Origin of the sequence: Bradyrhizobium oligotrophicum S58, assembly GCF_000344805.1 — a bacterium.
GTDB lineage: Bacteria > Pseudomonadota > Alphaproteobacteria > Rhizobiales > Xanthobacteraceae > Bradyrhizobium > Bradyrhizobium oligotrophicum.
On record NC_020453.1, the window covers coordinates 1,121,452 to 1,146,284 of the forward strand.

General features: G+C 60.2%; 17 protein-coding genes. 12 read left to right on the forward strand and 5 right to left on the reverse strand.

Features of this window, described 5'->3' with window-relative positions:
* Window positions 1-18: 18 nt before the first annotated feature.
* On the reverse strand, window positions 19-237 hold the full coding sequence (locus tag S58_RS36160) for an MbtH family protein (protein WP_083938498.1): 219 nt from the start codon (window positions 235-237) through the stop codon (window positions 19-21).
* A 937-nt stretch (window positions 238-1,174) separates the two neighbouring features.
* Here S58_RS36160 and S58_RS35960 point away from each other — a divergent pair.
* The 6 genes from S58_RS35960 (at window position 1,175) to S58_RS04820 (ending at window position 14,472) form a co-directional block, all read left to right on the forward strand.
* Window positions 1,175-2,503, forward strand: coding sequence for an aminotransferase class III-fold pyridoxal phosphate-dependent enzyme (locus S58_RS35960; RefSeq protein ID WP_042338761.1), 1,329 nt, complete (start codon window positions 1,175-1,177; stop codon window positions 2,501-2,503).
* A gap of 87 nt (window positions 2,504-2,590) precedes the next feature.
* Window positions 2,591-4,021: an aldehyde dehydrogenase family protein gene (locus S58_RS04800; RefSeq protein WP_015664114.1), complete on the forward strand. Its 1,431-nt coding sequence runs from the start codon at window positions 2,591-2,593 to the stop codon at window positions 4,019-4,021.
* A gap of 446 nt (window positions 4,022-4,467) precedes the next feature.
* Window positions 4,468-7,896 carry a DUF1553 domain-containing protein gene (locus tag S58_RS35745; RefSeq protein WP_015664115.1) on the forward strand — a complete coding sequence of 1,143 codons (3,429 nt, stop codon included), beginning with the start codon at window positions 4,468-4,470 and terminating at the stop codon, window positions 7,894-7,896.
* A 15-nt stretch (window positions 7,897-7,911) separates the two neighbouring features.
* Window positions 7,912-9,396 carry a DUF1501 domain-containing protein gene (locus tag S58_RS04810; RefSeq protein WP_015664116.1) on the forward strand — a complete coding sequence of 495 codons (1,485 nt, stop codon included), beginning with the start codon at window positions 7,912-7,914 and terminating at the stop codon, window positions 9,394-9,396.
* Between the two features lie 42 nt (window positions 9,397-9,438).
* Entirely contained in the window at window positions 9,439-11,127 is a 1,689-nt protein-coding gene (locus tag S58_RS04815) for a cytochrome b/b6 domain-containing protein (RefSeq protein WP_042338763.1), read from the forward strand.
* Between the two features lie 1,086 nt (window positions 11,128-12,213).
* Window positions 12,214-14,472 carry a GmrSD restriction endonuclease domain-containing protein gene (locus S58_RS04820; protein WP_015664119.1) on the forward strand — a complete coding sequence of 753 codons (2,259 nt, stop codon included), beginning with the start codon at window positions 12,214-12,216 and terminating at the stop codon, window positions 14,470-14,472.
* A 329-nt stretch (window positions 14,473-14,801) separates the two neighbouring features.
* Here S58_RS04820 and S58_RS39450 read toward each other — a convergent pair whose 3' ends face one another.
* A complete protein-coding gene (locus tag S58_RS39450; protein WP_015664120.1) occupies window positions 14,802-15,206 on the reverse strand; it encodes a tlde1 domain-containing protein in 405 nt (134 codons plus the stop codon).
* Between the two features lie 84 nt (window positions 15,207-15,290).
* Window positions 15,291-17,036: a hypothetical protein gene (locus S58_RS37250; RefSeq protein WP_015664121.1), complete on the reverse strand. Its 1,746-nt coding sequence runs from the start codon at window positions 17,034-17,036 to the stop codon at window positions 15,291-15,293.
* A gap of 660 nt (window positions 17,037-17,696) precedes the next feature.
* Here S58_RS37250 and aqpZ point away from each other — a divergent pair.
* From aqpZ to S58_RS04845, 4 genes are all read left to right on the forward strand, one after another.
* On the forward strand, window positions 17,697-18,449 hold the full coding sequence (gene aqpZ / locus S58_RS04830; RefSeq protein ID WP_015664122.1) for an aquaporin Z: 753 nt from the start codon (window positions 17,697-17,699) through the stop codon (window positions 18,447-18,449).
* 204 nt (window positions 18,450-18,653) lie between these two features.
* Window positions 18,654-18,839 (forward strand): hypothetical protein, encoded by a 186-nt coding sequence (locus S58_RS04835; RefSeq protein ID WP_015664123.1) that lies wholly within the window; start codon window positions 18,654-18,656, stop codon window positions 18,837-18,839.
* A gap of 209 nt (window positions 18,840-19,048) precedes the next feature.
* Complete coding sequence (locus S58_RS04840; RefSeq protein WP_015664124.1) at window positions 19,049-19,813, forward strand: SH3 domain-containing protein; 765 nt, start codon at window positions 19,049-19,051, stop codon at window positions 19,811-19,813.
* A 49-nt stretch (window positions 19,814-19,862) separates the two neighbouring features.
* Window positions 19,863-20,810: an SH3 domain-containing protein gene (locus S58_RS04845; protein ID WP_015664125.1), complete on the forward strand. Its 948-nt coding sequence runs from the start codon at window positions 19,863-19,865 to the stop codon at window positions 20,808-20,810.
* A 50-nt stretch (window positions 20,811-20,860) separates the two neighbouring features.
* Here S58_RS04845 and S58_RS04850 read toward each other — a convergent pair whose 3' ends face one another.
* Window positions 20,861-21,271, reverse strand: coding sequence for a flagellar basal body rod protein FlgC (locus tag S58_RS04850; protein ID WP_015664126.1), 411 nt, complete (start codon window positions 21,269-21,271; stop codon window positions 20,861-20,863).
* 244 nt (window positions 21,272-21,515) lie between these two features.
* Here S58_RS04850 and S58_RS04855 point away from each other — a divergent pair, with 244 nt between their 5' ends.
* Window positions 21,516-23,141 (forward strand): hypothetical protein, encoded by a 1,626-nt coding sequence (locus S58_RS04855; RefSeq protein WP_015664127.1) that lies wholly within the window; start codon window positions 21,516-21,518, stop codon window positions 23,139-23,141.
* Here S58_RS04855 and S58_RS04860 read toward each other — a convergent pair.
* The gene (locus S58_RS04860; RefSeq protein ID WP_015664128.1) at window positions 23,123-23,446 is read right to left on the reverse strand and encodes a hypothetical protein; all 324 of its coding nucleotides are present in this window, start codon (window positions 23,444-23,446) and stop codon (window positions 23,123-23,125) included. The two genes, S58_RS04855 and S58_RS04860, sit on opposite strands and share 19 nt — an antisense overlap.
* Before the next feature lie 302 nt (window positions 23,447-23,748).
* Here S58_RS04860 and S58_RS04865 point away from each other — a divergent pair, with 302 nt between their 5' ends.
* Window positions 23,749-24,696, forward strand: a complete 948-nt coding sequence (locus S58_RS04865; protein WP_015664129.1) for a sugar-binding transcriptional regulator — start codon at window positions 23,749-23,751, stop codon at window positions 24,694-24,696.
* Window positions 24,697-24,833 lie beyond the last annotated feature (137 nt).

The window sequence follows — 24,833 nt, forward strand, 5'->3', positions numbered from 1 at the left end:
TAGCGGCTGCGTGCGTCGTTATCGCGCGTCAGCTATCTGGGATGAGGCGAGGCTCTGTGGCCTCATATCCTTCCAGTGCGCCTCGATATATTCGAGGCAGTCTGCTCTGATCGAGGGTCCAAAAGCGATCTTCCAGCCGGGTGGAACTTCAATCGAAGTTGGCCAAATTGAATACTGCCCCTCATCATTCCTCAAAGCGCAGTAGTGGGCCGTTCCATCCTCAAACGGATTCGACATTGCATATCCTCGAACAACCAAAAGCTGCGCCAGACTTTGTCGTGACTACGACATTACCTTAGGTTGAACGAACTACCAGCGAAAATCAAGCGCAACATTCAAGACCTATTTGCTTTCCATTATCTCGCGAATGGATGTGCGCTGCAAACAAGATGCGCGTCACGCGCATGCACAGTAGATGAAGAGGCTCGCGTGTCATGGGGGATCCAAGAAACCAACGCATTACAACGATGTGATCTGCCCGATAAAAAGAGCGTGGCTACGACGCCAGGGCGCCGACCGCGTCGATGTTTGGGCGAACGACGGTCAGTTCAACTGTTGAGTTTTGCTGAGCACGACTGGCACATCGAATGCCTGTGTATAGAGCGATGGGGTCGTGCTAGTCGGCGAGAGCAGGCGATCTGCCCAGCGATTGAGTAATCTCATAAATACAACCCATCTATCGAAGGTTGCAAAGTACCGCAAAATGAGCTATTAGGTTTAACGTTGAAGCTAAGGCGCACTCGGTGGTGGGAATGTTGGTAGGATCTACGCCCAACATGGGCGAACGCTTTGGGACGCAGCTCCGGCGTGATCATCGCCCGCAGCGTGAGTGGTTCAATTCGATCGCCCGCGGCCGCCAGGGCCGCAGAGGAAACGGGTAGCCTCCGACTCGAAGGGCTTCATCTAGCGAGCGTGTGTAGGGCGTGGTCGTCGGCGAGACGTCGTCTCAGATCGGCTGATCTGCCGTTGATCATCGCTTGTTAGTGTGAGTCGATCTCGTGAAGGGTGGAATTGCACGGTGCCGACCGGCCGTCGCCGGCGATCGATGTCGTTTGAATGTATCAGGATATCTAATGATGCGGGATGCGGATTTGGTCGATGCGGCGCTGCCCGCAGCGGCCGTGGCCTTGTGAATGTCTCCGATCGAGTAGCAAGTTTAGGATAGGGGCAAGAGATGTCTGATCTAGAACTTCGCGCGCTTGAACGGCAACACGTCGTTTACGGCTGGCAGCCCCAGAGGCTGGCCGCGCCATTGTTGGTGACGCGGGCGGAGGGAGTAAATTTCTGGGATAGCTGCGGAAATCAATATCTCGATCTTTGTTCCGGGCAGATCAACGTCAATGTTGGCTATGGCCATCAAGCCATCATTCAGGCCATGAAGCGACAGCTGGATTGCCTCACCTACATTGCGCCGGGCTTCGCAACCGAGCCTCGCGTGAGGCTTTCTTCGATGGTAGCGAAGAGATGTCCCGGTGATCTTCAATATGTATTCTTTAGTAACAGCGGGTCGGAGGCCATCGAGAACGCAATTAAGATTGCCCGCGCAGCTACCGGGCGGCTGAAAATCTACTCGGCATGGCAAAGCTATCATGGCGCAACGGCTGGAGCTTCGGCCATTTCAGGAGATCCTCGGCGCCTGTTCGCGGAGCCGGTGGTGCCTGGAGTTGCAAAATTTCACTACGCGGCGTGCTATCGCTGCCCATTCGGACAAAGTGCCCCACCGGATTGCGGGTTCTCGTGCTTGGCGAGCCTCGAACGCCAGATCGATCATGACGGTCCAGAGACGATCGCGGCAATCGTGCTTGAGCCGATCGTGGGGACCAGTGGGCTTTATGTCCCTCCGGTCGACTTCATAAAGGGCATTCGCAAGCTGTGCGACGAGCATGGCGTTCTGTTGATATTCGACGAAACGATGACCGGGTGGGGACGCACAGGCAGATGGTTTGCGTGTGAGCACTTTGATGTCGTGCCTGACATCCTAGTGACTGCCAAAGGGATCACCTCGGGCTATGTGCCGCTCGGAGTTACTGTATTCACCCCAGCAATTCGCGAGAAGTTCCTGGACACCGCGTTTGTCGGAGGGCTGACAAACGAAGGGCACACTCTCGCTTGCGCCGCGGGCATCGCGAATATCGAGGTGTATGAGCAAGAGGGGCTTATCGAACGATCTGCCGCCTTAGGCGAATATCTCAACAAGAGCCTGCTCGAGTTGCAGGCGATGCACCCGAGTGTCGGTAGCGTTCGAGGAAAAGGCTTGTTCGCTTGTCTCGAGCTTTCGTCTGATCGTGAACGACGGATCGGAATTGCTGGATATCGAAACGCGCGATGCACTATTGCCGGAGAGATCACGAGCAGAATGCTGCAGATGGGTGTCTTCGTCGTTGCCAAGTGGGACTTCATATTTGTTGCACCACCGCTGATCATATCGAGGACGGCGCTCACAGAAGCAATCGAAAAGCTCGATAAGGTGCTTGCCTACACAGATGAACTGGTCCGCTGCTGATTGAGGTGGGTGTGCCTCCCACGAGGGCCGGCACGGCTGCCGGCCGAAGAGAGTATAGACCAACCACATAGTCCGCCGGAGACTCCGATGCATACGCTATCTGCGAGCGCCAACGAAGTGACGTTTATAGTCCAGCGCGCTCGCATTGCGCAAAAGTGCTTCGAGGGGGCGCAGCAACGCGAGATCGATCTGGCTGTTGCCGCTGCTGGATGGCGTTGTTATCGGGACGAGACGGCTCAAGAACTAAGTTCACTGGCCATTGAGGAGACGGAGCTCGGAAACGCCGTTGATTCCTATCAGCGTTTGCGCAAGCGCATCCTTGGGACATTGAGGGACTTGGCTGATGCGGTCACTGTGGGTCTTGTTCACGAGGATGTCGCCAGGGGTGTTCGAAAATTTGCGAAGCCGGTTGGGGTAATCGCAGGAATTACGCCCGCGACTGCGCCGGCGGCCGCCGCAATCGTGAACTCGTTGTCCTCTTTGAAAACCAGAAATGCCATCATATTTTGTCCAAATCCGCGGGCGCACCGTACCGTAGGCAGAGTCGTGGAACTGGTTCGTGATGCGCTCCGGGAGGTTGGTGCGCCGGTCGACCTTGTGCAGTGTGTGGGCGTGCCGACGCGCTCAATCTCTGAGGAATTGATGGCGACGGCGGACCTGACCATCGCGTCAGGGGGAGCAAGCACGGTCCGGCGCGCGTATCGCAGCGGAAAGCCCGCGCTGGGCGCGGGTGTTGGCAACGCGGTCGTAGTTGTTGACGATACTGCAGACCTCGACGCCGCAGCTTCCATGATTATCGCTGGAAAATCCTTCGACTATGGAACGTCGTGTTCGTCCGAAAGCTGCATTCTCGTTGATGAGTCGGTTTCGGATCAGCTGATCGGAAAACTGGTCGAAAACGGTGCATATATGTGCAGCGGCCCAGAGATGGCCAGTTTACGCAGGACAGCGTGGCCGGATGGCGAGCTGGCGCGAGAGATTGTCGGCAAGAGCGCCAAGCAGATCGCCGATCGAGCATGTATCGAGGTTCCGCAAAAGACACGCGTCTTGCTGACCCTGCCAGAAACGACTCATGCAGAGCCACTGGGCGGCGAAAAATTGTCTCCCATCCTTGCCCTCTGGAAGTTTGCGCAATTCGATCATGCCGTTGGTCTCGTGCAGCGCCTTGTTGCAGCCAGTGGAGCTGGCCACAGCTGCGCGATTCACACGAACGTCAGAGAGCGTGCTGAAATTCTGGCGCGTACGATTAATGTGAGCCGCGTTCTTGTAAATCAGTCGACCGGCATGGGAAATTCCGGAAGCTTTGACAACGGCCTGCCATTCTCGGTGACGCTTTCTTGCGGAACCTGGGGAGGGGGATCGACCACGGACAACGTGAATTGGCGGCACTTCCTCAACTATACGTGGCTGTCCGAAACGATTCCGAAGAATGAGCCGCGGCCGGAAGACCTCTTTTCCGAGTACTGGAGCGTCTACCATCCCACAGCGTCTTACGTAGGGCAGTTAGGCGGGATGTAGATCTTGTCGGGCACGGCTGTGAACGCATTTCGGGCCGATCTGCAAAGGCAAGCGATCGAGGCAGATCGCGCAAGGAGGGATTGCCGGCTTTCGCCGATCGAACGCCGAGGCCCTTGCTCGCTAAGTCTTCGTCGTCATGTCCGGCTGTGCGTTGGAGCGCACGTTGGCGATAGCTGGAGCGTCTTGGTGGATGAGTACGGGAGCGCCAGCGCTTGTTCGGTCGCTCCGACACTTGATCTCGGTGAACAGCGCGGTCGTTCCCTCGGCCTCCGCTCGTCCGAGGTCTGGAAGTGCGAAGCTAACGGTCACCGAGCTGCAAAATCTGGACGCCAGCTGTCCGGAATAAGACCGTCAAACGTGAGCACGGTAGAGCGGAAAGGTGCATGATGGCGGTAGTGGGAGATATCGCTCGATCCCTTCGCCTTTCGGGTAGAGGATCGTTTGTCTTGAAAGCGCTGATCGGCAGCGGACTGGTCGGGGTCGCCGCTTCTGCGACTGTGTTTGGCTTCCGGCTTCAAGGTGGCGGGTGGCCGGCGGTGTACGGCGAAGAGTTGCCTGACGTCATCAGTTACAACACGGACGTTCGGCCGATCCTCTCGCAGAATTGCTTCCGTTGCCATGGCCCGGATGCTGCTGCCCGCAAGGCGGGCTTGCGCCTAGATGTACCGGAATCGGCCTATGCCGAGTTGCCGAAACATCACGGGGCATATCCGATCGTTCCAGGGAAACCCAGAAACAGCGAGCTGCTTCGGCGCCTGGCGGCATCCGATCCCGACGAGCGAATGCCGCCCCCGGATACTCACTTGTCGGTGTCGAAGCGTGAAGTTGCGCTCTTGGAGCGATGGGTCCAACAAGGAGCCCGCTACGAGCGGCATTGGGCCTTTATTCCACCGAGCAAGAGCGTTCTGCCTCGGACGCCGTGGGACACCCGGGCAAATAATGAGATTGATCGATACGTGTACGGTAAACTGGCACAGCACAATCTGGTGCCATCGGCTGAAGCGGACAAGGAGACCCTGATCAATCGCGTTGCGATGGATCTGACAGGATTGCCGCCAACGTTGCAGGAAGTTGACTCATTTCTTGCAGATAACGATGCCAACGCCTACGAGAAGGTCGTCGAACGGCTTTTGGGCTCCCGAGCTTATGCGGAGCGGCAGGCGAATATCTGGCTCGATGTCGCGCGCTATGCTGATAGTGACGGCTTCACGATTGATGCGCTTGGACGGTTTCAGTACCCCTATCGCGACTGGGTGATCAGCGCCTTTGATAGGAATATGCCGTATGACAAGTTTGTAACTTGGCAGATTGCGGGCGACAAACTGCCAAACGCCACACCCGAGCAAGTGCTTGCGACCGCGTTTGCCAGAGCTGGAAAGAAGAGTGCCGAGCTGGGCATTACCGATGAGGAATATCGCGTCGAATATGCCAGCGAGCGAACTGATCTAATTGGGAAGGCAGTCCTAGGCTTGACCGTCGGCTGCGCAAAGTGTCACGATCACAAGTATGACGAGATATCGCAGGCCGAATACTACTCACTTATGGGGTTCTTCAACTCGGTAGATGAGCGTGGTATTGCTGACTATGCTGGGTGGGGGCCGACTCTGGCCTGGCCGAGCCCACAACAGTCAGCACAACTTGCGATCTTGCATAATGAGGTCGAGCGTCGTTTTGAGGAGTTCAAGGCAATTTTCGCTGCCGCCAAGGCCAGCGCCGAGTCAACCGCGCCGCGCGAGGTGGGCGACACGGGAGAGCTGATCCAATCTCTCGTCACGGAAGCCCAGCAGGCCTACTACCCGTTTGAAAATAGCTACAAAGCCTCATTTGAGCCGCTAACCATTGGGAAGTACCCCGCGAGGATTCCAAACAGTCCGGTTTTCGGGGTGGCTCCCGGTCAGGATCACGGCGGAGGCCGGGCAGCAGAAGAGCTCGACGCTGCCGCTGTCAAAGCGGCCAACGGCAATCGGCCGCCTGAGGTTATGCAGAAGGCCCTCCTGATCGGCCTGGATGAACAGAAGCTAGCTTATTCGGCAGATGGGGTCGATCCGAGTGCGCCTGGGGCAATCAATGGCGCTCACGTCGTCGATGGCCCGCCCGGCAAAGGGAAGGCGATCATGATCGACGATACCATCGCTTTCGCCAACAAGAAGGTTGGACAGTTCGAGCGAACAGATCCCTTTACTCTCGATGTTTGGCTGAAGTTGAGGGCAGACAAGACATACTCGGAAGTGCCCGTGCTCTACAATTCCGATATACGAAGTGGTGGCTATGAGCTGAGGCTGGACGAGAATGTGCTGAGCTTCAATCTCCGGCACACGGCCCCGTACGACATGATCGAAGTTGCGATGACATCTCCGCTGCCGACGGGGCAGTGGACTCATGTCACAGCGACGTATGATGGAAGTAGCAGCGCTGCTGGGGTGCATCTTTATGTTGATGGCGAGAAGGTTCGGACAGAGGTCCTTCATGACCGGCTAACCCGTTCGATCCTTCCGAATCCAAGGAAAGGGATTTATGGGTGGTTCATGGGTTTGTCCTTCGGACGAACGTTCGGAGCGCCGGAATTCAATGGAGGTTCTATCGACGAGTTGCGCGTCTTTACTCGGGCATTGACGCCTGTTGAAGTTTCATATCTCCACGACCCGTCGTCTGTAATAGGATTGCCGCACGAAACCGTCCAAGGCCAGTTGTCGGATGCGCTTGCGGAGCGCGATGTCAAAGTCAAGATTGCTCGCGCGAACCTCAGGGAGGCGGTGCTCGCAGAGCAGACCGAATATACGAAGGTGCCACAGATCGACGTGCTGATGGATCGCCCGAAAGAGCGACCAACCTATTTGCTCGAGCGCGGTAGCTTCGATCGTCGTCTTCAGCAGGTGCCAGTTCAGGCGCTTGGCCGCATCTTCCCCTGGAAGAGTGAATTACCCCGAAATCGTTTAGGTTTGGCGGAGTGGCTATTTGATCCGCAAAATCCGCTCACGGCCCGTGTGTACGTCAACCGCATTTGGCGAGACCATTTCGGGACCGGAATTGTCGAAACCGTCGAAGACTATGGTACTCAGGGATCGAATCCCAGCAATCCAGAGCTGCTTGACTATCTTGCGACTGAACTCGTGCGCTCTGGTTGGGACATCAAGCATATTCATAGGCTGATCGTTATGTCGGCGACGTATCGACAGTCTTCGGTGATGACGGCGGAAACTAGCAAAAAGGATCCGCGGAATGTCTACCTGGCACGTGGACCGCGATATCGCCTATCAGCTGAAGCCATTCGCGACAATGCGCTAGCAGCCTCGGGCCTCCTGGTTGACCGAGTCGGCGGCGACAGCGTGTTCCCTTACCAACCAGGCGGTCTCTGGTTTATGACGGGAGCAGCGAACCAAGTCTACCCAGACCGGTCACTGATTCCGGCGGATGAGCTGCATCGACGGTCGATGTACACTTTCATCAAGCGAAATTCTCCACCACCTGCCATGTCGGTGTTCGACCTCGCGGACAGAAACGTATCCTCAGTATCGCGGTCTCTGTCAAATACGCCCTTACAGGCTCTGGTGCTGCTGAACGACCCACAATTTGTGGAGGCGTACCGGAAGTTGGCGGAGCGTGGGATCCGAAGCTCATCGGACGGCGACCAGCAAATTGTCACTGTGTTCCGTCTCGTCACCCGTCGGCATCCGTCGAACCAGGAACTCGAGACGCTTCGCAAATACAGAGCTTCGCAAGTTGAAGGGTTGAGTGCGTCACCGCAAGACGCTGCGGCGATCCTGAGTGTGGGCAACCCGGCTTCAGATCTCGGCGCCAATCCCGCTACGCTTGCCGCAATGACGCTGGTCACCGCGGCGATCATGAATACACCCGACGCCTATTCTTTACGCTAATTCGGAGATAGACGCGTGAGCAAGCTGAATAGCGAGGCGATGCGCCTTGGTGCAAATGCAACCCGGAGGGCAATCTTGCGTTCGGGCGTGGGGCTCGGCGCTGTTGCGCTTGCCGACTGCCTGTGGGGAGGCGCATTGAGCGCTTCAGGGCCGTCAACGCAAGTTGGCGGTAATCCTCATATGGCAGATCTCGGCACTTTGGGAACAGGTCAGTTCTCACCAAGAGCAAAGCGGGTCGTATTTATCCACATGGTTGGGGCCATGAGCCAAGTGGATACGTTCGACTTCAAGCCCGAGCTGATCAAGCGTCATGGAGAACAGATCCCGCCATCTGTCAAGGACAACGGGCAGCGGATATCGGCGATGAGCAATGGTCAGACGTTCTTTCCTCTCCTAAAGCCGCTCTGGCCCTACAAGAGATACGGCCAAAGCGGAACGTGGGCGTCCGATATCGTGCGAAACATGGCGGCAATCTCGGATGATCTCACCTTCATTCACTCGATGTACACTCCGCACGTCAATCACGATCCGGCGGCGTTGTTCCTGCAAACCGGGTTTCAACTGGCCGGCCGACCGTCGGCGGGGGCTTGGGTGCACTACGCACTGGGAACGGACAATGCGAATCTGCCTGCCTATGTAGTTCTGAAGAGCCAGGGGACGAACACCACGACGGTGAATCCGGCAATGTGGGGGGCGGGCTTTCTGCCATCGGACTACCAAGGTGTGGAATTTCGTCCCGCGGCGCAACCCGTTTTATATGTTGATAGTCCTCGAGGGGTGAGCAGAGAGCGGCGGCGAGAACAGGTCGATGTGATCAACGAGCTTGCTCGCGAACAATACGATCAGACCGGCGATCCGGAGATCATGGCGAAGATCAGTCAGTACGAAATGTCGTATCGGATGCAGCAATCGGTGCCGGAGGTGGCGGATATCTCGGGCGAGCCGGAATATGTGCTTTCGATGTACGGCCCCCGCGTGCACAAGCCCACGTTCGCGCGGAATGCGCTGCTAACACGGCGCCTGCTCGAGCGCGGCGTAAAGTTCGTCGAACTGATTCATGTGGGGTGGGACCATCATCGTGGCATATTCCAGAATCATCCGATCGATTGCCAAGCAGTCGACCAACCGGTTGCCGCACTGGTAAGCGACCTGAAACAACGTGGCTTGCTGGAAGACACGCTCGTCATTTTCGGTGGTGAGTTCGGGCGGACCGCATATGGCCAAGGTGATGGCATCAACGACAAGACGGGTCGAGATCACCATGGTGCGTGCTTCACGTTCTGGCTTGCCGGGGGTGGTGTTAAGGCTGGCTATCACCATGGGCAGACAGATGAATTTAGCTACAATGTAGTCAAAGATCCGGTTAGCGTTCATGATTTACACGCGACGATGCTGTATTTGATGGGTATAGATCACAAGAAGCTCGTTCATACATATCAGGGGCGGGATTTTCGACTAACGGATGTGTCCGGGCAGGTAGTCAAGGAAGTGATTGCCTAGCCCAGTGACTGGCGGATTCGTCTCAAGGAGCTGAGACGTCGAGTGGTCGAGAAAAAGCGGCTGTTTATGGTGCGAGAATCCAGCGTCCCGGTCTGCAATGCTCCGTCGGCACGCGTATCGTCGGGCCCGCGCGATAGATATTCCACGGTCGCCGTCTTACTGCACTGGGGGATTGCCGCCATATTGTCGGTCCAGATCTTCCTGGGTTGGCGTTTGGAGGGCGAGGAGCGCTTTGTCAGTTCTGGCTTTCTGAAAGTCCACAAAACGATCGGAATCCTGATACTGGCGCTCACACTCGCGCGTGTGCTTTGGAGAGTGTGGAAAAGACCGCCAGCTCGAGACAATCCTCTCAAACCAATCGAGCAGGTGCTGGCTGGGTCGGTGCACGCTTGCTTCTATGTCCTGCTTTTGGTGCTGCCCCTTTCTGGCTGGGCCATCGCTTCGATGCGATCCATGGGCTCGGTTCAGCTTCTAGGCTTCATGTCCTTGCCTCAGTTTCCGCTTATTTCGCTGTTGTCTGATGAGAGGCGAGACAATCTTTCTGTAGGCCTTAGTGATGCTCACGCGTTGATGACGTGGCTCATGATTGGACTCGTTGCAATACACGTCGCCGGCGCTCTTAAGCATCATCTAGTGGCAAGAGACGGAACGGTCGGTCGAATGCTTCCGGGCGTTCCATCCGTGGCCGTCGGGTATTTTCTTCTGGCGAGCCCATTCTGTGTCGCTCTTCTTGGGGCACTTGTTTATTCGGCGGAGCTGCCAGGTCCTGCTCTTCGGCCCAAGCCGGCCGGTCTGCGGGAAGCAGATCTCTTTCTGGATGTGATCAAGCCCGCCCTCGAGCAGCGGTGTGGTTCCTGTCATAACGAGGACAATCGGCGTGGGGGGCTATCTGTCACGAATCTCGAGGCACTGATGCAGGGCGGACGGGGTGGGCCGTCCGTAGTTGCGGGGCAGCCGCTCGCAAGCGAACTCCTTCGTCGCATTTCGCTGGCTCCAGAGGATCCGAAGTTCATGCCGAGGAGTGGGCGCCGCCCCCTTAGCTCTTCACAGATATCGGCGATTCGACTTTGGATCGAGGCGGGTGCGTTGATGCCCGAGCCTGTCGCAGCTTTGCATTTGTCGGAGGAGCAAAGCGGCATGCTCGTACGCTTATTGGGCGAAAGTGGCGCTCCAGACCAGCCGGGTCCTGCATCCGAACCGCTTCCGGTCGTTGCCAAGGCGGATCCTGAGGCGGTTACGCAGCTTTTTGAGCAGGGCTTCGTTGTCAGAAGAGTATCGTTGACTAGCGAATTGCTCGCGGTCGACTTCACCGGTCGCGGACCGCTATCCGAGGCAGCTTGGTCTGCATTGGCCAAAATCGCGATACAGACCCGCAGCCTGAATCTTCGTAGTGCTGGCGTGACCGACGAGAACTTGAGCAGGCTCGGAGATTTCGGGAACCTTACGCAGCTGAGGCTCGAATCTAATGCTATCGGCGATGACGGTGCTGCGCATCTGACATCATTGCGGGCACTGGTTAGTCTAAACGTCGTGAACACGCGAGTGGGCGACTTGGGAGTGAGGAAGCTCGCGGCCCTTCCCATGCTGCGGCGCATTTACGTCTGGCGGAGCATGGTTTCCCCAACGTTGGTCGCAGACTTGCGCCAAGCCCAGCCGGGTCTGGTGCTGATTACAGGTGTTGGGCCTGACATTGTTGGGGTGAACTCAAAGCCCTCCGATATGCCGAATTGAGCTTCTGACATCCGCCCGCCGCGGATCCGGAGGGAGTCTCTCACGCAACCGTCAGGACCGCAAGACGAGCTCTTGTAAGAAGCCCAATCATGCAGGCCGAGATCCCGATCTTTCCGGCGCAGGGCGAGCGGGGCGCTGGGTACACTGGCGGGTACGCTGGCATAGGTATGCGACGAAAATTCTAATTATTTCAATCATATGAGAGAGCAAGTGATTCCGCCCCTGGGCACCACGCTTCGCCCTACGGGCTACGCGTGGCGCAGCCGCGCCGTAGCCCGTAGGGCGAAGCGTGCCCGGCGAAGCCTCTTGGCGAAGCCGGGCGTTTGAGCCCCCCAAGTCTTATTTGGCAAGTCTCGCTTGAGCCGCGCTCTCTGATCCCAATCAACCCTGTCAAACAGCCCGCCGCGCGTGGCAGCCGTAGCTCGCGCCCATGCCGCCGCAACCTCGCGGCCGGACCGGCCCGAGCTCTGCTGCAGTTGGCGTCCTCTTCAATTGAGAGGGCGCAGGGAAGGCCGAGTGCCGACTGGCACCCATGGCCCCCGTGCGAAAGAAGTGCACGGGGCAGGAACCACAGGCTCAGCCGGAAACAACCCGGCCTTCCCTGCGCAATGGTTTGAACGGCTGCTCCGTGCTCTCCCTGGGGACCGGGCTTGTTTGCCCCCGTCATCGGCATCGTCGCCAACCAAGACACCGGCATCGGGGTGTCGGGACCACACGGCTTGACCGTCCGCGGCACGACGTTCGTCCGCACCCCAAAAGAAATGCTGCGTCGCCCCGCGGCCACCGCTCCCCGCCGCAACGTCCCGTGACGATCGCGATACGCCCCTCTTAGTGCAGGCGGGATGGCGGGAATAAAACCACTGATTTGGGGACCGTGTCAATAAATTTTCTGGTATTCAGAATAAGCTGCTTCGCAGGGGGCTGCGACCGAACGAAGACAAAAATCCACTTTAGCCGGGCGAATTGTTCCCGCTAAAGTGGAGGTCTTCCCTGGGCACATCGGGGATTTCGCGTTCTTTGACGGATATATCGTTAAACCGCCGGCCGGGCGAGGCCATTGCTGAGCATGAAATTGGAGACTTGATCATGAAGGACGCGCAAAAGCCTGATCACATCAGCCTTAACACGCTGATAGGTCGGCTCCGGGAAGGCCGTTACGTGATCCCGGATTTTCAGCGTGAGTTCGAATGGCGCCCCTGGGATATCCGGGATCTGATGCGCTCGATCTTCCTTGATTACTACATCGGCAGCCTGCTGCTGTGGAAAGGGACGAAGAAGAATTTCGACGCGCTCTCCTGCGAGAAGATCTACGGCTACAGCGGCAGCGGTAGCCCGGAGTACATCGTCCTTGACGGTCAGCAGCGGCTGACCGCGATGCACTATGCCTTTTTGTCCCCGGACAGGCCGCTGCCCAACCGCGCCAACCGCTTCGTCTACTTCATCCACATAGACAAGTTCGCGGAGGAGATGTTCGACGAAGCCTTCGGCTATGACTCGCTCTCCAAGCGTTGGTCGAAACTGCTCAAGAACCGTGAGGCGCAGTTCGCCGATCATATCTTCCCGCTTTCGGTGATGGGCGCAGGTAGCTGGGACCTGCCGAACTGGATGCAGGGCTACGAGCAGTACTGGAAGGACAAGGCCGAGCAGGCGAGAGCCGCCGGCAAGGCGGACGACGCGCAGGCCGCGAAAGCACACGGGGTGAACGCACGGGAATTCGGCGAGCACCTGAAGGGGATCACCGAGCAGTACCAGATTTCCTATATCGAGCTTGACCGCGACCTTGAGGTGGACAAGGTCTGTGACATCTTCACGCAAATCAACAGCAAGGGCGTCCGGCTCGATGTTTTCGACCTGATCAACGCGCTCCTCAAGCCCAAGGGGCTGCCGCTCAAGCATCTGTGGCGCGAGGCGGCGCCGCGGCTTGAGTTCGTGGATACCGAGAAGATGAACGTCTACATCCTACAGGTGATGTCCATCCTGCGGCAGAGCTACTGCTCGCCAAAATACCTGTATTTCCTGCTGCCCGGACAGGAGAAGCCGGTGCGCGATCCGGATGGCACGCGGCGCAAGGAAATCCTGGTTGCGAACATTGACGAGTTCCGGACGCGGTGGACCGCTTCCGTCGCCGCACTTGAAAAGGCCATCACCGTCCTGCGGCATCCGCAGGAGTTCGGGGCGATCTCGTCCAACTATCTGCCCTATGTCTCCATCCTTCCCGTGTTCGCGGCGCTTCAGGCGCATGTCGATGCGGTGCCTGCGCACCGGCAGCTGACAGCGCAGCGGAAGATTCGGCACTGGTACTGGGCCTCGGTCTTCATCAACCGCTATTCGGGCTCGGTCGAATCCACGAGCGCGCGCGATTTCCTGGATATGAAGGCGTGGATCGAGGACGACGCGGCAGAACCGGCGCTGATCGCGGATTTTGCGTCCCGCTTCCGCACGCTTGACCTGCGCGGTGAAACCAAGCGCGGTACGTCGGTCTATAACGGCATCTTCAACCTGTTGGTGCTGCAGGGGGCGCGCGACTGGATGAAGGGCAGCGTGCCGCAATACGGCGATCTCGACGACCATCACATTGTGCCGGCGTCCTGGGGCGCGAAAAACATCAAGGGCGGGCTCATTCATTCGATCCTCAACCGCACGCCGCTCACCGCCGATACGAACCGGCGCGTCATCAACGAGGATTTGCCGAACAAATACCTGCCGGTGCTGATCCGGGAGAACGGCGAGCCGACGGTGCGGGCGATTCTGGAGACGCATTTCATTTCAGCAAAGGCCTTCGCCACCCTGCTGCGCGATCCGTTCGGTCCGGAGGACTTCGAAGCCTTCATCGCCGAGCGGCAGAAGACGATTCAGGAAGCGATCGAGAACCTCCTGATCAAGGGACGCATTGACCTGCCGGTTCAGCTACGCGAGACGGATGAGCAGATCGAGCAGATCGAGCTGGGCCTGCGGGCCGAAGTGGTCGCAGCGCTTGCGGGCGATGCTAGGCTGCTGCCGCCCGGCCTTGCGCAGAAAGTGGATGAGAGGATCGGGCAGGCGCTCAAGAAGAACGCGGCGCTCGATCCGGAGCAGTTCAGGCCGCTTGAGCGAAGGCTTGAATATTTCGACCTGCGCGACGTGCAGGAAGTGATGACGGGGAAGGCGCTCTGGCCCCGCTTTGAAGCGCGCTTTGCCAACAAGGACGTGGTGACGGGCAAATTCAATCAGCTCGCGGAGCTTCGCAACTCACTGCGCCACAGCCGCAGCGTGGATGAGATCACCCGCAAGGAAGGCGAGGCGGCAGTGCTGTGGTTCAGCCAAGTTTTGAGCAAACCCAAACCCGTAGCGGGAGCATCCGCCTAATGACACGGGGGTATTACCAGGGGGGACGGTAACAGTGCACAGAACTCCGCGGGGGCATGGCGCGAGTGGACTTGATAGCGACAGCGGGCAGGTCCCAGAGGTTTAATGCACTGTCACCGTAGTGCTCGACATCTTTGAGGTTCGGGATCGCCTTGCCGCCGGGCTCGGCGGTGCTCCGCCAAGTTCATTATCGGCGGTGTCGGGATGCGGGGATGCGTGTGCAGTCCCCCTGCGGCCGAGCGTCCGGTTTCCGCCTGGATGCCAACGCGAACTGTCGACCGAAGGCGGTCCTTAGGATCGCCAAACAGGTCAAAGGTGCAGGACAAGCATTAGACGGAGTAATCCACAACCCTTAAATCGGTGTCGCCACTTTCCCAGATGTTTTGGCGGGTAGCACGCGACATGACGATGCAGCCGTGAGACGCGGCACCGGTCCGCCTCGGAGGCTCAGTGCGCTTATAATCGCCATGAATATAGAAATTTTTCCTTGGCGGATTGCACACATCGGTACCTGGCTTTGGAATGAGCGGAAGTGCATAATCAGTAGGTCCAACTACAGGTGCGCCGATTACGTAGTCGCCACGCGGAATTGGTCCGGTGTCTTCTAGACACTGCATATCAGGATTGTTGAGTCCGGCTCCGCCTCCCGCATATCCAGCCTCCATCGCGGTCGGCTTATCTCCGACAACGGACTGCCTGTAGATCGTGCCGAGAGCCTGAGAGTAGATCCACATCGCTACCGACCTTTTTTCGCTAAGTTAAAGCGCAGGCAATGAGGCCTTGCGACGACAGGTTGGTTTTGATCGTGCACCGCTAACTCACTGTGGAGCTACTAGCGAACGAACCAACGCTTTTGTCTCTAGGGCATCCAATTGCTGCGGCATAAATACTGAGATCATCGGTTTCGGCGGTTCTTTTGGTTCTAAAAAGCATCCATCGTCTCCGTCGCCGGGGCCGCCGACCTGGCAAAATTTGAGGTCGATTTGCGGCCTTATGACCCCAGCGTCAGGGCCAGTGCTGGGCACAGCACCTGCCTCCTGATAATCAAATGGAGTCGGTCCTTGCGCGGCTCCGCCTTGAACGGGGCCGTTTTGTCCAGGCTTAACAGTGAACCAACCGTTCCCACCTACCCGAACTCCGACAGTTCCAGAATATATGGTGAGAACGTTAGCGTTGCGAGGCATCCCCGAACATTGCCGAGTGAACAGATCGCCAGGAACCGTTATTCTGCGGGTCACGAATTCGCACTTTGTGCAAACGCATTGCCCATTTATTCTCGCACGAGCCTTACAACCGTCGTTGGTCGCTTCGTCGGCAGAAATTGCACATTTCTGAAGCATCCGTATCGCCGGAAGTTTTTCTATCGTGGCGTCTGCCAGAAGAGGACATCCAGTGGCGGCTTTAATGGATTTCACGCAATTCTTCGCCAATGACTGCAGTACTGATACGCGACCTGCGATGCGATCATTGTATGCTTTTAAAACAGCTGGCTTATTGATGTCTGCGCCTTCAAAAAGCTCAGGATTTGAGATCGCCGACGTAATAACGTCAAAATTGCTGCGCGCTTTCTCATACGTACTGACAATAAGCTCTAAATTATCTAATCCCGGATCAAAATTAAGCAACTTGTCGCGCTTATATTTCTGGAATAAGATTATTGCTTGTGGCAATTGCGAGAACGATAGCCAATATGCCCTAAATGGACGAGCTTGAATGTCGCTTGGCTTGTCTTTATCGGTGCAGGGTCCACCAGGTACACTAGTGGCCGGTTCCGGCAGCGTTCCTAGTCCCCCGCAAAGCAGCATCCTCGAGAACCTTCGAGCATGATCTATCAGCGCAAGAGGGTCTTGGAACGGCGGCAAGGGAACTGTCGCGAGCCCTATTTGTTGCGTGGTTATGTCGAGCTCACTAAAGAGTTTCTTATCCAACATTTCGCGCAATTTTTTTGCATCCGCCTCCGCTCCTTGATAGGCGGCACTCGCTTCCAGCCGCACGTTTTCTGCGACTTCGTTGGATATCGCTTTATGCTTCACTACAGCTTGAAGCCCCGCTCCATCCTCAATTTCATGTATAAATGCGTCACCACAAGCTTTAGTAAATAGACTTCCAGTTGGGTCAATCTCGATAAGTTTTTCAGCCGCAGACGTAAGGGATACTTTCGTTAAATCGATCTTGCGCTTTATTCCTGTAACTCGAACGTCCATGAACAACTGCGAAATGTCGGTATTCAGCGAATTGTCCAAAAATTCGGATGCAGATATCGAGAGCTTACTTCCGAATCCAAAGTAAGCGGCATATCCACTAATTTCTTGAAGTTTCCGAACTTGATTAACTGAAGCCGAGTAAGTAATCAGCGTGTCTTGACGCGCTCCGCGCACCTCTGGCGGCATAGTGGCGCCAGCTAAGTTTAGACAGGGTGCACCTTCTTCCCCTGTCGCTGTTATTATGCCCTTGCCCAGTTCCCACTGCGGACCTTGTTCTTGGATTAACGTACTATTTTGCGCACATGCGAACGTAGATAGTGAGGAGAACACGATTGCCAAAGCATATGTAAGCCATCGCATCGGCGGCTCCATCCATGAGAACGCTCTTTAAAAATCTTGACGTTTTTTGATTAGTTTGTATCGGTTTCACGACCCTGGCAAGCGACAAAATCCACCATCGCGAACATCAAGCTGCGTTCTGCTCCGATAGGTGGTCGCACAGGTAGGCCGAAAGCGGAGACGGCCCGGGGGCGATTGGGACGACTAGTTCTCGAACAGAGCAGCGTGTTGGGGTTAGACGGCGGATTCTAGTTTGAAGTGCAGCACCCCGTACATATATCGAGGGTGAGCATGGGACGCCACTACAGTCAATTGAGCGCGACAGCACGTAGGGCGGATTAGTTAGCGGAGCGTAATCCGCCATGCGGGATCATTCGATGTCGGCTTTGGACCGTCGACCGCAAGCTCGATGGGCAACCACTAGCGGATCAAGCTGGTTCACGGCAGGAACGAGCTTCCTCCAGGAATGAGCGCCGACGGTTGTTGGCAAGCAGCGTAAGCTGGCGGATTGCGCTGCGCTCATCCGCCCTACGAACTACGCTGACGATTGCGGACTCGAAGTTGCAGGCATCCCACGCTAGTCACGAATCCACCTTTGACTCCAAGTTGCCGAAGTGATCATCTTCTCCATTGACGGGAGAGGCAGGCTCCAGCCAATCACACGCATCCAGGGAGGCGATGATGAACGGCAACAACAACAAGCTCGTGGCGGAGGCGATCGGGACGTTCTGGCTGACGTTCGGCGGTTGCGGCAGTGCGGTGATCGCGGCCGGGGTGCCGGATGTCGGGATCGGGATGCTCGGCGTGGCGCTGGCGTTCGGGCTTACCGTGGTGACGATGGCCTATGCGATCGGGCACATCTCGGGCTGTCATCTCAATCCGGCTGTCACGGTGGGGCTGGCGTGCGGCGGGCGGTTTCCGACCAGCCTGATCGTGCCCTACATCATCGCGCAGGTGGTCGGCGCCATCGTCGGCGCGGCCGTGCTGTATGCGATCGCCAGCGGCGCGCCGGACTTCAGCATGGCCGGCGGCTTTGCCGCCAATGGCTATGCGGAGCATTCGCCCGGCAAGTATGGGCTCGGGGCCTGCCTGCTCAGCGAGTTCGTGCTGACGATGATGTTCCTGTTCGTCATCATGGGATCGACCCATGGCAGGGCGCCGGCCGGCTTTGCTCCGCTCGCGATCGGGCTGGCGCTGACGCTCATTCATCTCATCAGCATCCACGTCACCAACACCTCGGTGAACCCGGCGCGCAGCACCGGGCCGGCGCTGTTCGTCGGCGGCTGGGCGCTGGCGCAGCTCTGGCTGTTCTGGGTGGCGCCGCTGCTCGGCGGCGCGGCCGGCGGCTTCGTCTATCGCTGGCTGAGCCCGGAGCCGGCCGGCGTGGTGACCGGCGAGCGGACGGGGCAAAGCGCGGTCGCGAAGAGCGCATAGGCGACATCTCCTCACGGGGGCGGATCGGGCCGTATCACGGCATGGCGCGATTGCGCGGTCGCACCGCTCTTGATCTCCAGCGGCTCTGCTGGATCATGCGCCCACGACCCTCTCCATCGTCGCGCGCACGGTCCAGGCTCGCGCGGTGGAGCGGACCATCCGGCGCAGCTAGCCTGGTGCCATGAGCAGACAAGGAGACCGCGGATGTTCATCGATGCACCCGCCCATTGGCCTGATGATCCCAAGCCGGAGCCGCCGAAGCGGCGGCTGTCGCCGCGAGGCGAGAAGCTGCTGCTGGTGCTGCTCGGCTTCAACATGATCCTGCTCGTGGTCGCGCCGATCGGCGGCGTCAGCTTGCTGCATTGGCTGGTTGCCGTGCTCGGGCGCTGAGGCGCGCCCCGCGACCATCGCGGCGGACGGGCGCGCGCCCTTGCGTTGCAGCACAACGCCAAGTGGACATCGCGTTTGAGTTGTGAGACGTTTGTCGGGTTCACGCGCTTCCAATCGCTAACTACACGATCCATTTGAAAATGGTGACGGCGAATTCGGCCTGGCTGTTTCAGGCAGGACTCGACGTGTGACCATGGTGAGGTCAGTGCATGACCACTTTTACCGGGCCGCCAGCGGACGCTGTTCGTAACAAGCCGATCTCGGACGAGTTGAAGCGCGTGCTCGAAGCCGCGGCCGAGGCGGCAGCGATCGATACGATCCGGATCACATCGGGCGGGCAGGATGCGCTCGGCGAAGGCACGCGCCGTACCGGGTCGACGCGTCATGATCGCGGGCGCGCGGCGGACCTGCAATGCGTCGTCGGCGGCACGACGCTGACCTTCACGGATCAATCGGCCCCGCCCGGCATCCTCCGTTTCGTGACCGCGGCTGCCGCGGCGGGCGCGAACGGAATCGGCGCCGGCGTCGGCTACATGGGAAACCGGACCATCCACGTCGGATTCGGCACCTCCGTGAGCGACCATGCGGAGCTGACATGGGGCGCGGGCGGCCGGTCCGCGACCGCGCCGCAATGGCTGCGGGACGCCGCGGCCGCGGGTTGGGCGACGCCAGCGCCGCCGACGATCGCGCCTGCTGCCGCTGGCGCCGCCGCTGCGCGAGGCCGTTACGCCGTGATCGCGCGCAACGGCTTGAAGCTGCGCGGCGGCCCGGGCACGAATTTCGGCTCCGAGATCACGCTGCATGCCGGGACCGAACTCGAGGTCGTCGAGAGGTCCAGCGTGGACCCCGCATGGGTCCGCGTCGACGTGCAGGGCGATGGCCTGCTCGACGGCTACGTGTTCGCGGCCTTCCTGGCGCCGGTGGCCTCAGGGCCGAACAGTGAAGATGCGGCAGAGCCGGGCGGCATGAGTTGAGCGGACTAGCAAGGCCATTTTTCATCGTACGTTGCGACGGAGCGTTTTCATGGTGACAGCCGACGATATCGGATGGTTCAAGCGGCAGTTTCGCACCCAGGTCGAGGCGGCCCTTCCGGGAACGCCGTTCGATCTCGACATGATCGTCGCCATCGCCTGTCAGGAGACGGGCTACATCTGGGCCGTGCTCCGCAAGAAGGAGCTTCCGCTCGATCGCGTCCTGGCGCTGTGCGTCGGCGACACGATCGACTTCAAGGGGCCGGGCAAAGGCCGGCAGGCCTTCCCGCGCAACAAGGACGCCCTGGTCGCCGAGCCGAACGGGCAGGCGATGTTCGACATCGCCCGCAAGGCGCTGGAGGACATGGCGGCCTTCATTCCCGGCTACCGGGACGCGGTCGCCAACCCGAAGAAGTTCTGCCACGGTTTTGGGGTGTTCCAGCGCGACCTGCAGTTCTTCAAGGACGACCCCGACTACTTTCTCCAGCGGCGCTACGAGACTTTCTCCAACACCCTCGCGCAATGCCTCGGTGAGTTGCGGCGCGGGCTGAAGAAGCTCGGCTTCGAGTCCCGGACCAGTCTCACCGACATCGAGTTCGCGAGGGTCGCGATCGCCTACAACACCGGCGGCTACAACGCCGCCAAGGGATTGAAGCAGGGATTTTTCGACGGCGAAAAGTTCTATGGCGAGCGGATTTTCGATTTCGTGGAATTGTCGCGCAGCGTCGAGGTCGGCAGGGCGGTTGCGGCCGGACGCTACGTGGTGGTGGCGCGCGGCGGCCTCAAGCTGCGGGGCGGGCCGGGAACGAATTTCGCATCCGAAAAGACGCTTGCTGCCGGCACCGAATTGACCGTGGTCGAGAGCGACAGCCAGGATCCGTCATGGGTCCGGGTGGATCTGGAAGGCGACGGTCTGCTCGACGGCTACGTCTTTGCGAGCTTTCTCGCGCCCGCCGAACTGCATGCCGCCAGCCGCGAGGATGCGCCGGAGCCGGGTTGACGGATGATGTGACGTTCTGCCGTGGCCCACTCGCCCGGCGGGGACGACGTCTACACCTTCATGTCGATCACGGTGCGGCTCATCTCGTCGCTCACCTTCAGCACGCGCGCGTTGGCGGCGAAGCTGTATTTGGCGACGAGCTGGCTGATCATCTCCTGCGCGAGATCGACATTGGGCGACGCGACGAGGCCGTCCTTGTTGGCGAACGGCGCGGTGGGATCGTAGCTCGCCGATGTTCCGGAGCTTGAGCGGGTGATGGTCGTCTGGGTGCCGCCGCCTGCGGCGTCGGTCTGCACCAGGTCGAGCGGCTGATAGGCCTTCGGGGCACCTGCCGGCAGCGTGCCGTCGGCATTGGGCAGCGCGCCCGTGCTCCTGGCATTGGCAACGTTCGAGGCGGAGACCTCGAGCCGGCGCGATGCCGCATTCATGCCGGAGACTGCGATGGTGGCGGTGGGGCTCATGGGGCGCTTGCTGGTGACGTGACACGTCAGCTAAGCCCGGGGTCTGCGAAGCAAGCGTCAAGACCGCTGACGGCATTCGAACGACACGGGCAAGGATTCGTTCACCATCGGCCGGCTCCGGTCACATCTGAGCGGCCCGCTCCGTGCAGCCGACCGGCCGCCGCATCTTCACGGTGGATTGCGTAGGGCGCTGCTTATGAACGGCGGCCTTTCGCGGTAAATGGGCCGAGCAAGGAGATTTCCGATGGCCAAATCAGGCGCGAAGCCCGCCGGTCTCGACGACCATGCCAAAAAGCTGGCGGTGAGGCTTGCCAAGGGACGGCTGCCTCAGCCGACGCCGGAGCTCGAGCGCTTTCTGCTGACCCATCCCACCGAGATCTTCGCGGCGGCCGAGGGTGTCCGCCGCAACATGCCGCCGGCCGGGGACGACGAAGCGCTCGGCATCGGCTATCTGTTTCTGCTGCAGATGCTGCTCGCGAGCCTGAACGAGCGGGAGAAGCGCGGCGCCAAGGATGCCGCCGAGCTGATCGCGCGCTTCCAGTCCGACCTGGCGGCGCAGGCCGAGGCCGGGGAAATCGACGGCACCTTGCTCGCTTATCTCGGTGGCGCACTGCAGCAGGCCGGGATCGCCGCGTCTCCCGAGCTCACCGCCGCTTCGGTCGAGCTCGGCAACGAGGATGAAGACGACGTGCTGCCGGATGACATCGTCTCGGTGCTCGAAGACATTCTCGAGGCCTGCGACGGCGATCCGTTCCAGATGGTGTCCGCCTTCGCCGAGGGCGCGCATCTGATGCCCGACGATGCCAAGATCGCGCTGGCCATCCATCTGGCGCAGAACGAGCAGCCGGATGCGCGTGCAGCCGCGGTGCTGTTCCTGCAGAACGGCAGCGCGGCGGTGCGCAACGCCACGGCAGCGGCGCTGGTGGAGCAGGCTGCGCGGCTGTCGCCCGTCGACCTCCGGCGGGTGATCGCGATACGCAACTGGCGGCCGGAACGCGAGCGCGCCGGGGTCGACGCGATCATCCAGAAGGCCCGGGCGGCCGGCGTAGCCTGCGCGCCCTGGGCGAAGGGGACGGTCGACAAGCTCAGATCCAGTGCGACCGACGGCTCCGGCACGCAGCTGTTGGTGGCGGTGTCGCCGGTCGACCGCAAGACGCAGCGGATCGCGACGATCTTCACTCGCGATGGAATCTCCGAGGCGATGGCCAGCCAGCCGCAGCCGCTCCAGGCGGTCAAGGAGATCCTGGCCGGTCTGGCCGCGCAGGGGCGGCTGCTGGACGTCAGCCGTGCGTTTATCGACCGCATGATCGGTCATCATCTCGGGCTCACTGTCAGACGCGGTGAGGTGCCGCCGGCGGGGCTGTTGCAGGTCGCTGAGACCATCGGCGGCGCCGACTGGCAGCCGGCTCCGATCGCCCATCGCGAGCTCCTGAACGAGCTGATCGCCGATCTGCCGGACGATCTGCGCGTTCCCGAAGAGGTCACGATGGCCCTGGCCGACAGCGGCGACATCCCCGAACTCGACGGTGTCGAGGATTCCTGGTTCGAGGACGATGCCGCGCTGGAGGAGAAGGTGAAGAGCGCCGGCCGCCGCGCCCGCGAAAAGCTCCCCGCCAAGCTGCTGCAGAACGACGGCGCGATCGGCGCGCAGCGTGCGCGCTGGGCCGAGCTGTTCGTGCTGACGGCGCTGTGGATGCGCGAAGGTCCGCGCGACGAATGGTCCGCCTGGGCCGATCTCGCGGTCGTCGCGCGCGCGGTGCTCGACGGCCATGATCTCAATCAGATCGGGTTGATGCGCAACATCGCCGAGCGGACGGTCGCATGCCTGGCCCGGGAGGACGACGGCGATTTTCAGGACGATTTGTTCTGATCATCGCGCAGCAGCGCCAAGGCGCCCGGGATGTCCTGGGTGTCGGAGACGAGCACGTACTCGCCGCGCTGGGCGCGGACGCCGCCGGTGACGACGACCGCCCGCTTCGGGCAGAGGCCGAAGCAGCTCGTCATGACGATGCGTGCGGGCTTCTCGCGCGGGCCGCTGCCCCGGTCGTCCTCGGGTCTCAGCGCGTGCTTGATCGCCTTCCTGAAGGCTTTGGGGTCATCGCTGCGCTTGAGGCATTTGCGGCAGACGAGCACTGGGGCAGCGCGGCGGGGGCGGACGATCGAGGGGAGAGCCATGGGATCGAGCTAAGCGCCCGCCCGAGGCGCCGCATCCCTCATGGACGCGCAGCCGCCGTGCGATCGGCGGGGTTCCGGGGGCTGTTGCGCCCGTCGCCGCGCCGCGACCCGGCGCCGTTGGGCTATTGCCCATGGGTGGAGCATATGATCTGGTTCGCGCGAGCCGTCTCGTCCGCCCCTTGGGGATGGCTGCGCGGGTCGGTTCCCGGCGCCGTGGCGGCCATGGCATAGTGCGGACCGGTCCGCGCCGAGCCCGTGCTCGGGTGAGGACGAGGGTGTTCGAAGGAGATCAATCCGGCGTCATGGCGGGCGACAGCGACAAATCACGGCTCGACGACGCCGCCCGTGCCGGCTGGCTGTATTTCATCGCCGGCCACACCCAGGACGAGATCGCCCGGATGCTGCAGGTGTCGCGCGCCTCGGCGCAGCGGCTGGTCTCGCTGTGCCTCGCCGAGCGGCTGATCACGTTCCGGCTCGAGCACCCGATCGCCTCCTGCATGGCGCTCGCCGCGCAGCTGAAAGAGCGCTTCGCGCTGGTGCATTGCGAGGTGGTGCCGACCGATCCGGCCGCGCCCACGGGGTCTGCCGGGATCGCCGAGCGCTGCGCCAACCTGCTGGAGACGACGTTGCGGGCCGAGACCCCCGTCATCATCGCGCTCGGAACGGGGCGGGCGGTGCGGGCCGCGGTCGAGCGCGTGTCGCCTGTCGACCGTCCCGAGCACCAGATCGTCTCGCTGGTCGGAAACATCCTCGCGGACGGCTCCGCCAGCTTCTTCGACACTGTGGGCCGGCTCGCCGACCGCACCGGCGCGCGGCATTATCCGATGCCGCTGCCGTTCCTGATGGGCAGCGAAGACGAGCGCGACCGCATGGTGCGGCTCGATGCCATCGCCAAGGTCAAGGGCGTTGCCGACAAGGCCGATCTCAAGCTGATCGGCATCGGCCAGATGGACCAGAAGGCGCAGATGCATGTCGACGGCTTCGTCACCCGCGACGAGCTCACCGAGATGATGCGGTTAGGGGCCATCGGCGAGATCACCGGCTGGGCCTATGACGCCAGCGGCAAGGTGATCGAAGGCGGCACCAATCGCAGGCTCACCAGCATTCCGCCCGACGTGCCGGCCCGCGCCATGACCATTGCCGCGGCGCTGGGGCCGGCGAAGATCCCGGCTATCCGTGCGGCGCTGACCGGCCGGCTGATCAACGGCCTGATCACGGACGAGGCCACGGCGCGCGCCATCCTGGCGTAAACGCCTGCGGCGCTGCTCCTCACTATTCAATCACAGGACTGATTCCTGTCGCGCCGCACAACCTGTGGGCGCCGGCGCATGCTTGACAAAGCCCGATCAGTGTTGTGAACATAAGCCCAGCCCGTGAGCATATATTC

Excerpts from the sequence above, each read along its gene's own strand:
- S58_RS04835 (WP_015664123.1), top strand. The coding sequence starts at position 18,654 with ATGTTCATCGATGCACCCGCCCATTGGCCTGATGATCCCAAGCCGGAG.
- aqpZ (WP_015664122.1), top strand. The coding sequence starts at position 17,697 with ATGAACGGCAACAACAACAAGCTCGTGGCGGAGGCGATCGGGACGTTC.
- S58_RS35960 (WP_042338761.1), top strand. The coding sequence starts at position 1,175 with ATGTCTGATCTAGAACTTCGCGCGCTTGAACGGCAACACGTCGTTTAC.
- S58_RS04800 (WP_015664114.1), top strand. The coding sequence starts at position 2,591 with ATGCATACGCTATCTGCGAGCGCCAACGAAGTGACGTTTATAGTCCAG.
- S58_RS04840 (WP_015664124.1), top strand. The coding sequence starts at position 19,049 with ATGACCACTTTTACCGGGCCGCCAGCGGACGCTGTTCGTAACAAGCCG.
- S58_RS04860 (WP_015664128.1), bottom strand. The coding sequence starts at position 23,446 with ATGGCTCTCCCCTCGATCGTCCGCCCCCGCCGCGCTGCCCCAGTGCTC.
- S58_RS36160 (WP_083938498.1), bottom strand. The coding sequence starts at position 237 with ATGTCGAATCCGTTTGAGGATGGAACGGCCCACTACTGCGCTTTGAGG.
- S58_RS04845 (WP_015664125.1), top strand. The coding sequence starts at position 19,863 with ATGGTGACAGCCGACGATATCGGATGGTTCAAGCGGCAGTTTCGCACC.
- S58_RS37250 (WP_015664121.1), bottom strand. The coding sequence starts at position 17,036 with ATGCGATGGCTTACATATGCTTTGGCAATCGTGTTCTCCTCACTATCT.
- S58_RS39450 (WP_015664120.1), bottom strand. The coding sequence starts at position 15,206 with ATGTGGATCTACTCTCAGGCTCTCGGCACGATCTACAGGCAGTCCGTT.
- S58_RS04820 (WP_015664119.1), top strand. The coding sequence starts at position 12,214 with ATGAAGGACGCGCAAAAGCCTGATCACATCAGCCTTAACACGCTGATA.
- S58_RS04865 (WP_015664129.1), top strand. The coding sequence starts at position 23,749 with ATGGCGGGCGACAGCGACAAATCACGGCTCGACGACGCCGCCCGTGCC.
- S58_RS04850 (WP_015664126.1), bottom strand. The coding sequence starts at position 21,271 with ATGAGCCCCACCGCCACCATCGCAGTCTCCGGCATGAATGCGGCATCG.
- S58_RS04855 (WP_015664127.1), top strand. The coding sequence starts at position 21,516 with ATGGCCAAATCAGGCGCGAAGCCCGCCGGTCTCGACGACCATGCCAAA.